The 11040-nt window shown below is 68.4% G+C and carries 7 protein-coding genes; all 7 read left to right on the top strand.

The window, feature by feature from the left end; translation table 11 throughout:
• Window positions 1-203 precede the first annotated feature (203 nt).
• The 7 genes from XcodCFBP4690_RS21645 (at window position 204) to XcodCFBP4690_RS21615 (ending at window position 10948) form a co-directional block, all read left to right on the top strand.
• Entirely contained in the window at window positions 204-1784 is a 1581-nt protein-coding gene (locus XcodCFBP4690_RS21645) for a CocE/NonD family hydrolase (protein WP_104544322.1), read from the top strand.
• Between the two features lie 1047 nt (window positions 1785-2831).
• Window positions 2832-2924 (top strand): potassium-transporting ATPase subunit F, encoded by a 93-nt coding sequence (locus XcodCFBP4690_RS21640; protein ID WP_006452907.1) that lies wholly within the window; start codon window positions 2832-2834, stop codon window positions 2922-2924.
• Window positions 2925-2939: 15 nt separating this feature from the next.
• Window positions 2940-4739, top strand: coding sequence for a potassium-transporting ATPase subunit KdpA (kdpA, locus tag XcodCFBP4690_RS21635; RefSeq protein ID WP_104544320.1), 1800 nt, complete (start codon window positions 2940-2942; stop codon window positions 4737-4739).
• A gap of 9 nt (window positions 4740-4748) precedes the next feature.
• Window positions 4749-6797 (top strand): potassium-transporting ATPase subunit KdpB, encoded by a 2049-nt coding sequence (gene kdpB, locus XcodCFBP4690_RS21630; RefSeq protein ID WP_104544318.1) that lies wholly within the window; start codon window positions 4749-4751, stop codon window positions 6795-6797.
• Between the two features lie 30 nt (window positions 6798-6827).
• Window positions 6828-7442 (top strand): potassium-transporting ATPase subunit KdpC, encoded by a 615-nt coding sequence (gene kdpC, locus XcodCFBP4690_RS21625; protein ID WP_104544316.1) that lies wholly within the window; start codon window positions 6828-6830, stop codon window positions 7440-7442.
• 139 nt (window positions 7443-7581) lie between these two features.
• On the top strand, window positions 7582-10242 hold the full coding sequence (locus XcodCFBP4690_RS21620) for a sensor histidine kinase (RefSeq protein WP_104544314.1): 2661 nt from the start codon (window positions 7582-7584) through the stop codon (window positions 10240-10242).
• A complete protein-coding gene (locus tag XcodCFBP4690_RS21615) occupies window positions 10232-10948 on the top strand; it encodes a response regulator (protein WP_104544312.1) in 717 nt (238 codons plus the stop codon). The genes XcodCFBP4690_RS21620 and XcodCFBP4690_RS21615 overlap by 11 nt, the downstream gene beginning before the upstream one ends.
• Window positions 10949-11040: the final 92 nt, after the last annotated feature.

Raw genomic sequence — 11040 nt, 5'->3', positions numbered from 1 at the left:
CGAATCCCGAATCCCGAATCCCGAATCCCGAATCCCGAATCCCGAATCCCGAATCCCGAATCCCGAATCCCGAATCCCGAATCCCGGCCCTTGAGCCATACCGTACCGTCTGGTACGTTCGCTTGGCGTTCTCCCCCCGAACCACAGATGCATGGCAACTGCCGCTGGGCCATCCCGGCCCGGCCTTGCATGGAAGAAGCAGCATGAGCAAGCGTTGGATTCGTGGCATCGCCGCACTGGCGTTGTTGATGGCCTCGGCGTCGGCCGTGGCGGGTGCCTTCAGCAAGACCTATGAACGCATCCCCGGCTGGGATGGCGCGCAGATGGGGGCCCTGGTGCTGGTGCCGCAGGGGCAGGGCGCCGGGCCGTTTCCGTTGATCGTGATGCCGGCCAGCTGGTCGTTGCCCAACCTGGAATATCTGGGCCGCGCCACCCAACTGGCCAGCGACGGCTACGTGGTGGTCAGCTACACCTCGCGCGGGTTCTGGGATTCGGCTGGGCAGATCGATATCGCCGGGCCGGACACGGTGGAAGACGTCAGCGCGGTGATCGACTGGGCGCTGGCGCATACGCCGGCCAACCCGAATGCGATCGGCGCGTCGGGAATCTCGTACGGAGCCGGTATCAGCCTGCTCGCGGCAGAGCGCGATCCGCGCATCAAGGCAGTGGCCGCCCTGAGTGGCTGGGCCGATCTGGAAGCGGCGCTGTATTCCAATCGCACGGTCAGCCAGCAGGGCGTCGGATTGCTGGTGGGCGCGGGGGCCTTGACCGGCCGGCCCGGTCCTGACCTGGCGCAGATCGGGCGGCAGGTCGCCGTTGGCGATTACGACGGCGCAGTGCAGGGCTTCCTGCCGCAGGCCGCCTCGCGCAGCCCGGCGAGCGGGGTGGACGCGCTCAACCGCAACCGCACCGCCGTATTGCTGGGCAATGCCTTCAACGACGGGCTGTTCCCGCCCAACCAGACCATCGCGTTCTTCGATCGATTGCGCGGGCCCAAGCAATTGCTGCTGAGCCAGGGCGACCACGCGACGACCGAATTGCCGGGCGCCCTGGGGTTGCCCAATGAGATCTACACCGCGACCACGCGCTGGTTCGACCGCCATCTCAAGCAACGCAACAATGGGGTGGATGCCGAAGCGCCGGTGCGGTTGTCGCCGCGCGCCGGGCAATGGCTGGAGTATCCGGACTGGGCGGCAGTACAGCAGGGCAGCACGCGGCTGGGTCTGTCCGCGCCGACGGGCTCGCTCATCCCCACCGGTGGCCTGGTTGGCGGCAGCGCCAGCGGTTGGCAATCGCGCATCGCCACCGATGTGCCCACCGTGGCCGACTCCGGGGTGGTGCTGGTCAGCGGCCTGCTGCAGGGCATCGGGCTGCCGGTGACCACCTCGATCCCGCTGGTGAGTCGCGCCGCTGCCGCGGTCTGGGTAGGCTCGCCGTCGAATGGCGTGCGCCGGCTGGCGGGCAGCCCGTCGCTGCGCGTGACCGTGGTACCCAGCCAGTCGAACGTGAGCCTGTTTGCGTATCTGTACCGCATGGACGCGTTGGGGGTGGCGCAGTTGATCACGCATGCACCGTACTCGCTGCGTGGTGTTACCGCCGGCCGTGCGGTGACGCTGGACTGGCCGTTGCAGGCAGCGGCGACCGAGATCCCGGCCGGACAGCGGCTGGTGCTGGTCGTCGATACCCGCGATGCGCGCTACACCGATGCCAGCGATGGCGGCGGCACGGTGACGTTCACCTCGCCGGTCGCCACCCCATCGGTGTTGAACGTGCCGCTGCGGTGATACGCCCGGCCGATGAGGCAGCGCATTCTGATGGCGCAATCAGCCGGTGATTGCGCCGATCAGGTGGCGGTTCGCATCCAGGACGGGTGATGCCCTGATCGTGCATTCCAGCTCGATCGCAGTCATTCGGCACCGATGATTGCAGCGACTGCGGTGAACAGCGTTGACGGCTAATCCAGCCCCTCAACCACCGATCCACCGACAGTCAGCCGGGCCGCGCTGCGTGCAGTCCATCACCGACCATCGCTGTTCCATCCATCTCCGTTCCACTGCACGCGGCCAACGCCACAGGCGGAATGCCCTCGCCGGTGGCGGGGCCCTTGGCCGCATGGATGCCGCCAGGAAGCCGTCATGGACGGATGTACGGCGTGTCCCGGAAGCGGGGGAGGGCATCCCGCCACCGACCAGGTGCTGTTGTTGCAATCGGAGGACGCAGCTCGACATGGCTGTCGCTCGATGTCACTGACAGGCAGCCGCGGCGCCGTGTGCCGGGAGGCGTGCTCCGGCCGCATGGCCATCAAGCGCGAACGTAGCCGCCCCTGCCACGCAGTCGCTGGATGTCCTCGCCTTTCCGCAAGACTCCGGGGGCTTGAACCCCGTAAGGGAGCCTGCCATCTCGAAGCAGCCCTGGATTCCGTACGTCGCCGGCATGCGAAGAGGCATCACGCGGCACGCTCCGGGTGCCGTCAACCACAGGATCGATCCAGACCCCGGGCATCCGCCATCGCGGAGCAATCTGCCGCAAGCGCAATCGGCTGAGCGTTTATCCGGCTTTCCCGCTGACAGCCATCGAGCGGCTTTATGCGGAATTTACGCCCCGGCTGCGGCAGGTCCATAGCGACTTTACGCAGCGCAGGAAGACACTGCGCGGGTTGGCGGAGCGGTTCCGCCGTGGACGATTCCGATGCATCCCTTGACCTGTCTGCTCCACCGGCGCTGCGCGCGCGGTGCGGCGGCGCCTTGCCCTGTTGTCGTGTCCCGGCTGCCTGAAGATGCAGGCAGCCTCACTTTGTCGCGTGCCTGCGCACGTTTCGGGGAGTGAGCGACATGCCTGCCTGGTTGTCCCTGTTGTGCGGCGTGGCCGTACTCGTTGCCGCCGCGTACCTGCTGTACGTGGTGTTGCGGCCCGAAGACTTCTGATGCGAGTGCGCTGCAATGACTGAAACCTTTCTTGTCTACGCGCTGGCCATCGTGCTGGCGTGGCCCGCGGGCCGGTACCTGGCGGCGGTGATGCGCGGCGCCCCGATGCGGGGCGATGGCGTGTTCGGGCTGATCGAACGGCCCCTGTACGCGCTGCTCGGCACGCGCCCGCAGCAGGGCATGTCCTGGCGCGGTTACGCCATGGCGTTCCTGGTCAGCAACCTGGTGGTCGGCCTGCTGACCTGGGCGGTGTTCATGACCCAGGCCTGGTTGCCGCTCAACCCCGATGCCATTCCCAACATGCGCTGGGATACCGCGCTGCACACCATGGTGTCGTTCCTTACAAACACCAATCAGCAGCATTACTCCGGCCAGTCGCAGCTGTCCTACCTGTCGCAGATGACCGGCATCGTCGGCCTGCAGGTGGCGACGCCGATGATGGGCCTGGCGCTGGCGGTGGCAACGCTGCGTGCGTTGTTCGGTGGGCGCGCCATCGCAGGTGTGCCCGATGCCTTGCCGACAGCGGAAGCAACGGCGAGTGCGCGGCAGGACGATGCGGAGACGGCGCTGGCGCGCCACGGCGGGCAACCGCAAAGCTCCGGCGCGGAGGCACTTGCCGACGCGGATGTCGGCAACTACTGGGCCGACGTCATCCGCGCCAGCGTGCGCGTGTTGCTGCCGCTGTGCCTGCTGTGGACGGTGCTGCTGGGCTGGCAGGGCGTGCCGTCCACATTGCAGGGCGCGGCCACTGCCGTGCCGCTGGACAGCGGCGCCGGCATGGCCAGGCAGACCATTCCGGTAGGCCCGGTGGCGGCCATGGTGGCGGCCAAACAGCTCGGCACCAACGGTGGCGGCTGGTATGGCCCCAATAGCACGGTGGCGCTGGAAAATCCCACGCCGCTGAGCAACTTGCTGGAAACCCTGGCACTGGTGCTGCTGCCGATGAGCGTGGTGTTCATGGTCGGCTACCTGACCGGACGCAAACGGCTCACGGCGCTGGTGTTCGGCACCATGTTGACGCTGTCGGCGGCAAGTACCGCGCTGTTGCTGTGGTCCGAAGCGCATTCGGGCAGTGCGACCTCGCCGGCGTTGATGGAAGGCAAGGAAGTGCGCATCGGCGCCGACGCCTCCGCGTTGTGGGCGGCCTTGACCACGCAGACCTCCAACGGCTCGGTCAATGCGATGCACGATTCGCTGGCACCGCTGAGCGGCCTGGTCACGCTGGTGGACATGCTGATCAACGCGATCTGGGGCGGCATCGGCTGCGGTCTGCAGCAGTTCGTGGTGTATCTGCTGCTGAGCGTGTTCCTGGCCGGGCTGATGACCGGGCGCACGCCGGAACTGTTCGGCCGCAAGATCGAAGCGCGCGAGGTGCAGCTGCTGGCGGTGCTGATCCTGCTGCAGCCGCTGGTGGTGCTGGGCTTTACCGCAGTGGCGCTGGCGGTGCCTTCGTTCACTGCCAATTCCAATCCCGGCTTCCATGGCATCAGCCAGGTGTTCTACGAGTACACCTCGGCGTTCGCCAACAACGGCTCGGGTTTCGAGGGGCTGGGCGATGCCACGTACTGGTGGAACCTGAGTTGCGCGGTGGTGCTGGCCCTGGGCCGTTACCCGGCATTGATCCTGCCGTTGATGGTGGCTGCGCGCATGGCGGTGAAGCGGCGCGCGCCCGAGTCGGCCGGCAGCCTGCAAGTTGAAACGCCCACCTTTGCGCTGACCCTGATGGCGATCGTGCTCGTGCTGACCGTGCTGCAGTTCATGCCGGCACTGGTGCTGGGCCCCATCGCCGAACACCTCGCCCTGGCGGCGTCCTGAGACCGAACAATGTCTACGATCCAATTGAATGAGAAGCGCGAACGCGGCGATGCAGCCTTGTTCGACGCTGGTGTGCTGGTCGCGGCGATGCGTGCGGCCTTCGTCAAGTTGTCGCCACGGCATCTGCTGCGCAGCCCGGTGATGGCGGTGGTGATGGGCGGCACCGTGCTGGCGGCGGTGATCACCGCCAGCGGGCAGGACCATGCCGGCTTCGGCTGGGCGGTGACCGCGATCCTGTTCGTGACGGTGCTGTTCGGCAATTTCGCCGAAGCCATCGCCGAAGCGCGCGGCCGCGGCCAGGCCGCCTCGCTGCGCCGCGCACGCAAGGACCTGGTGGCGCGGCGGGTGGAAACCGCGCTGGGTGGCCGCGAAACGCGGCTGCCGGCAGCCGAGCTTCGCCCGGGCGACTACGTCATCGTGTCCGAGGGCGAATTCGTCCCGGCCGATGGCGAAATCGTGCGCGGTCTTGCCACCATCAACGAAGCGGCGGTCACCGGCGAATCGGCACCGGTGCTGCGCGAGGCCGGCACCGATCGCAGTGGCGTGATCGGCGGCACGCGGGTGCTGTCCGACGAGATCGTGTTCAAGGTCACCGCCGAGCCCGGCCACAGCTTCCTGGACCGCATGATCGCGCTGGTGGAAGGCGCCAACCGGCAGAAGACGCCGAACGAGATCGCGCTGACCCTGCTGCTCGCAGCGATGACGCTGACCTTCCTGATCGTGGTGGCCTCGCTGCCGGCGATTGCGGGCTTCGTCGGCGTCACGCTCGATCCGCTGCTGCTGATCGCGCTGCTGGTATGCCTGATCCCCACCACCATCGGCGGCCTGTTGCCGGCGATCGGTATTGCCGGTATGAACCGTGCGCTGTCGGCCAATGTGCTGGCCAAGTCCGGCAAGGCCGTGGAAGTGGCCGGCGACGTGGACGTGCTGTTGCTCGACAAGACCGGCACCATCACCTACGGCGACCGCCAGGCCACCGTGTTCCATCCGCTGGCCGGCATCGACCGCGCCCAACTGCGTGACGCGGCCATGCTGGCCTCGCTGGCGGACCCGACGCCGGAAGGCAAGTCCATCGTCAAGCTGGCGCGCCAGCAGGGTGCGGTTGCTGTCGAGCCGGAGGGCGCGCATTTCATCGCCTTCACCGCGCAGACGCGCATGTCTGGCGTGGATCTGGCCGGCCGCAGCATCCGCAAGGGCGCCGGCGATGCGATCGTGGCGTATGTGCAGGCGCAGGGCGCCACGGTGTCGCCGGAACTGCAGGGCCGCATCGAGGAAGTTGCGCGCGGCGGTGCCACGCCGCTGGTGGTGGCCGAAGGCCGGCATGTGCTGGGCGTGGTCGAGTTGAGCGACGTGGTCAAGCAGGGCATCAAGGAAAAGTTCGCGCAATTGCGGGCGATGGGCATCAAGACGGTGATGATCACCGGCGACAACCCGCTCACCGCTGCCGCAATTGCCGCAGAAGCCGGCGTGGACGACTACATCGCGCAGGCACGTCCGGAAGACAAGCTGGCCCGCATCCGTGCCGAACAGGCCGGCGGGCGGCTGGTGGCGATGGTCGGCGACGGCACCAACGACGCACCGGCGCTTGCGCAGGCCGACGTCGGCTTGGCGATGAACTCCGGCACGCAGGCGGCCAAGGAGGCCGGCAACATGGTCGACCTGGATTCGGATCCGGCCAAGCTGCTGGCAGTGGTGGAAGTGGGCAAGCAGCAGCTGATCACGCGCGGTGCGTTGACCACGTTCTCGCTGGCCAACGATGTGTCGAAGTATTTCGCGATCCTGCCGGCGCTATTTGCTGCGGCAATTCCGTCGATGACCGCGCTCAACGTGATGCAGCTCTCCAGCCCGCGGCATGCGGTGCTGGCGGCACTGATCTTCAACGCCTTGATCATTCCGGCCCTGATCCCGCTGGCGCTGCGCGGCGTGCGCTTCCGTCCTTCCAGCGCCACCGCGCTGCTGCGCCGGAACATGCTGATCTACGGCCTGGGCGGCGTGCTGCTGCCGTTCGCGGCCATCAAGCTGATCGACCTGGCGCTGGCCGCCACCCTGGGGGCCTGAGTCATGACCACTTCTTCCAGGAGCATTGCCATGTCCACCTCCCTGCCATTGCGCGACGATGGCGTGTTGCGCGCCTCCCTTGCCTTTGCCGCGTTCACGTTGCTCGGCCTGGGCCTGGCCTATTCGCTGGTCGCCACCGGCATCACCGGCGCGCTGTTTCCGGCGCAGGCGCAGGGCTCGTTGCTGCGCGCGGAGGCCAAGGTGGTCGGTTCGGCACTGGTGGCCCAGCCCTTCACGGATGCGCGTTACTTCCAGCCGCGCCCATCCGCGGCCAAGTACGACCTCACCGCCGCCGCCGGCAGCAACCAGGCGCGCTCCAATCCGGACCTGCAGGCGCGCATCGCTACTACCCGTGCCGAGGTCGCCGCGCGCGATGGCATCGCCCCGGATGCGGTGCCCGGCGAGTTGCTGACCCAGTCCGGCAGCGGCCTGGACCCGCACCTGAGCCCAGCCGGCGCGCAGGTACAGGTGCGCCGCGTCGCCGCCGCCCGCGGCTGGCCGGAACAACGCGTCGCCGCACTGCTGCAGGCCGCCACCGAACAACCTCAGTTCGGCCTGCTCGGGCAGCCGCGGGTGAATGTGCTGGCGCTGAATATGGCGCTGGATGAAGCCGGGACCCGGGACCCGGGACCGGGGACCCGTTGAAGACAGCAGCCAACGCAGTAGAGCACTGCGATGGCTCTCAAGCGCATGGACGTCATGCGCACTCACTGCGCGGTACGCTTTCGCGGGGCCCGGACCCGGGACCCGGATCCCCAATCCCCAATCCCCAATCCCGGCCTCCATGTCCGATGCCCGCACCCAACACGCCGACGCGCTGATCGGCGAACTGCAACGCGAACACGGCGGGCGGCTCACGGTCTTCCTGGGCGCGGCGCCCGGCGTGGGCAAGACCTACGCCATGCTGTCGCGGGCGCGCGAGCGTCTGCGGCAGGGCATGGACGTGGTGGCCGGCGTGGTGGAAACCCACGGGCGCAGCGAAACCGCGGCGCTGCTGGACGGCGTGCCGCTGCTGCCGCGCATGCGCGTGAACTACCAGGGACGGGTACTGGAAGAGCTCGATCTGGATGCATTGCTGGCACGCAAGCCGCGGCTTGCGCTGATCGACGAACTGGCGCACCGCAACGTGCCCGGCAGCCGGCATGAGCGGCGCTGGCAGGACATCGTGGAATTGCTCGATGCCGGCATCGATGTCTACACCACGGTCAACATCCAGCACCTGGAAAGCCTCAACGACATCGTGCTGCGCATCACCGGCGTGCGCGTGTCCGAAACCGTGCCCGATGCGGTGTTCGACCGCCTGCGCGACATCGTGCTGGTGGACCTGCCGCCGCGCGAACTGATCGAGCGGCTGCAGCAGGGCAAGGTGTATCTGCCCGAACAGGCCTCCCAGGCCTTGCAGGCGTTCTTTTCGCCCTCCAACCTCACCGCCCTGCGCGAACTGGCGATGCAGACCGCCGCCGACCGTGTCGACAGCGATCTGCGCGACACCCAGGCCGCACGCGGGCTGCCCGGCACGGCTGCGTTGCGCCGCCGCGTGGTGGTGGCCATCGACGGCCGCGGCAGTTCGGAGTATCTGGTGCGGGTGGCGCGGCGCCTGTCCGAGCGCCGCGATGCGCCGTGGACAGTGGCGACGGTGCAGACGCGTACCGTCGCCGACGCGGACTGGCAGCTGGAGATCGACCGCGCCTTCGCGCTCGCGCGCCGGCTCGGGGGCGACACCGCGCTGCTGCATGGGGCCAATGTCGCCGAGGCCCTGCTGGATTTCGCCTCGCAAAACGGCGTTTCCACGCTGGTGCTGGGGCGCACGCGCGAACGCCCGCTGGCGCGCATGTTCAACCGCACCCTGACCCAGCAACTGCTGCAGCGTGGCGCGCATTACGAACTGGTCATCGTCAGCTCTGCCGATGCGCGCGCGCGCGCGCGTCAGCGCTGGCGCAATCCGCGCCAGTGGCTGCAGCGCTACGACCTGGCCTTTGCGGCGATCGCAGCGGCTGCCGCAGTCGGCGTGGCGTGGCTGCTGCAGCGCTGGACCGAGATCGACGACCTGTCGATGGTGTTCATCGTCGCGGTGGTGCTGGTGGCCTCGCGCACGCGCATGGCCGCGGCGGTGATCGCGGCGCTGTTGAGCTTTGTCGCCTACAACTTCTTCTTCATCGAACCGCGTTTCACCCTGCACATCAGTGCCCGCCAGGGCGTGGTGACGGTGTGCCTGTTCCTGATTGCCGCACTGGTCGCCGGGCGGCTGGCCTCGCGCCTGCGCAGCCAGGTGCTGGCGCTGCGTGCGGCCAATGCGCATGCCAATGCACTGCAGGCGCTGGGCCGCCAGCTCAGTACCGCCGCCGATCTGGGGCAGGTACTGGAAGCCGGCCGGCGCGCGCTGACCACCGCGCTGGATGCCGAGGTCTGGCTGCGCCTGGAACAGCGCGAGAGCGAGGCGCCGCCCGGCTTCGGCGCGCTCGACCGCAGCGCGGCGGAGTGGACCCAGCGCCACGGGCAGCCGGCCGGACGCTTCACCGATACCCTGGCCGGCGCGCAGTGGTGGTGCCTGCCGGTGCGGCACGAGCGCGGCACCCTGGGCGTGGCGGCCTTGCGCTTCCGGCAAGGCGTGCAGCGGCCCGGCCTGGAGCAGCGCCGCCTGGCCGAAGCGATGGTGGACGACATCGGCCAGGCCGCGCTGCGCACGCGGCTGGTCGCCGACCTGGAGGGCGCGCGGGTGAGCGGCGAAACCGAGCGGCTGCGCTCGGCGCTGCTGTCCTCGGTCTCGCACGACCTGCGCTCGCCGCTGGCCTCGATGATCGGCTCGGCCAGCAGCCTGGCCAGCTACGGCGATGCGATGGACGCGCATGACCGCCACAGCCTGCTCGACACCATCCAGCTCGAAGGCGAGCGGCTGGACCGCTACATCCAGAACCTGCTCGACATGACCCGGCTCGGTCACACCGGGCTGACCTTGAATCGCGACTGGATCGGCGTGGACGAGTTGATCGGCTCGGCCACCCGCCGCCTGCAGCGCTACCAGCCGCAGGTGCGTCTGCAACTGGACCTGGCCCCCGACCTGCCGGCGATCTGGGTGCATCCGGCGCTGGTGGAACAGGCCATCTTCAACGTGCTGGAGAATGCGGCGAAATTTTCGCCACCCGGCACGGCGGTCACGGTGCAGGCGCAACTGCGCAGTGGCGCGCTGCAGATCGATATCGGCGACCAGGGCCCGGGCATTCCCGAAGACGAGCGCGCGCGGATCTTCGACATGTTCTATAGCGTGGAGCGCGGCGACCGCGGCCGCCACGGCACCGGTCTGGGCTTGACCATCTGCCAGGGCATGATCGGCGCGCATGGCGGCAGCGTGGAGGCCTTGGCCGGGGCGCATGGTCAGGGCACCACGATTCGCATTACGCTGCCGCTGCTCTTCCCTGCCGCGCCACCCCGCACCGATGCCGACTGACCCCGCTGCCATCCCGCCCGCCCGTGTGCTGATCGTCGACGACGAGCCGCAAATCCGCCGTTTTCTCGACATCAGCCTGCGCGCGCAGGGCTACCGCGTGCTGCAGGCCGGCACCGCCGAGGAGGGCCTGGCCACGCTGGCCGGGCAGGGCGCCGAACTGGTGGTGCTGGATATCGGCTTGCCCGATCGCGATGGCCACGAGGTGCTGCGCGAGATCCGCCAGTGGTCCAGCGTGCCGGTGATCATGCTCACCGTGCGCGCAGGCGAAACCGAGAAGGTCGCCGCGCTCGATGCCGGTGCCAACGACTACGTCACCAAGCCGTTCGGCGTGCAGGAACTGATGGCGCGCATCCGCGCGCTGCTGCGCCAGTCCGGCGCCGGCAGCATGCTGGAAGAAAGCGTGTTCGACGACGGCCGCCTGCATATCCACCTGGGCCTTCGCGAGGTCACCCTCGATGGCGAAGCGGTGCCGCTGAGTCGCAAGGAATACGCGTTGCTGGCGCTGCTGCTCAAGCACGCCGGCCGGGTGGTGACGCAACCGCAGTTGCTGCGCGAGGTGTGGGGCCCCACCCACGAAGAAGACACCCACTACCTGCGCATCCTGGTCGGCAAGCTGCGCCAGAAACTGCATGACGATGCGGCCGACCCGCACTACATCGTGACCGAACCGGGCGTGGGCCTGCGGTTTATCGGGGTGGCGCGCTGAGCAGGTCTAGCTGTGATCTCTCAGTAGGTTGTTCATCCGGGGCCGATCTGGAAGATGGGGGTTACCACACCAACCCAGCCCCCAGGAGCCCC

Source organism: Xanthomonas codiaei, assembly GCF_002939785.1.
Classification (GTDB): Bacteria; Pseudomonadota; Gammaproteobacteria; order Xanthomonadales; family Xanthomonadaceae; genus Xanthomonas; species Xanthomonas codiaei.
This window is presented reverse-complemented; position numbering and strand designations above follow the sequence as displayed.

What these genes read in the sequence shown, in the direction of transcription:
- XcodCFBP4690_RS21645 (WP_104544322.1), top strand. Translation starts at nt 204, where the DNA reads ATGAGCAAGCGTTGGATTCGTGGCATCGCCGCACTGGCGTTGTTGATG.
- XcodCFBP4690_RS21640 (WP_006452907.1), top strand. Translation starts at nt 2,832, where the DNA reads ATGCCTGCCTGGTTGTCCCTGTTGTGCGGCGTGGCCGTACTCGTTGCC.
- kdpA (WP_104544320.1), top strand. Translation starts at nt 2,940, where the DNA reads ATGACTGAAACCTTTCTTGTCTACGCGCTGGCCATCGTGCTGGCGTGG.
- kdpB (WP_104544318.1), top strand. Translation starts at nt 4,749, where the DNA reads ATGTCTACGATCCAATTGAATGAGAAGCGCGAACGCGGCGATGCAGCC.
- kdpC (WP_104544316.1), top strand. Translation starts at nt 6,828, where the DNA reads ATGTCCACCTCCCTGCCATTGCGCGACGATGGCGTGTTGCGCGCCTCC.
- XcodCFBP4690_RS21620 (WP_104544314.1), top strand. Translation starts at nt 7,582, where the DNA reads ATGTCCGATGCCCGCACCCAACACGCCGACGCGCTGATCGGCGAACTG.
- XcodCFBP4690_RS21615 (WP_104544312.1), top strand. Translation starts at nt 10,232, where the DNA reads ATGCCGACTGACCCCGCTGCCATCCCGCCCGCCCGTGTGCTGATCGTC.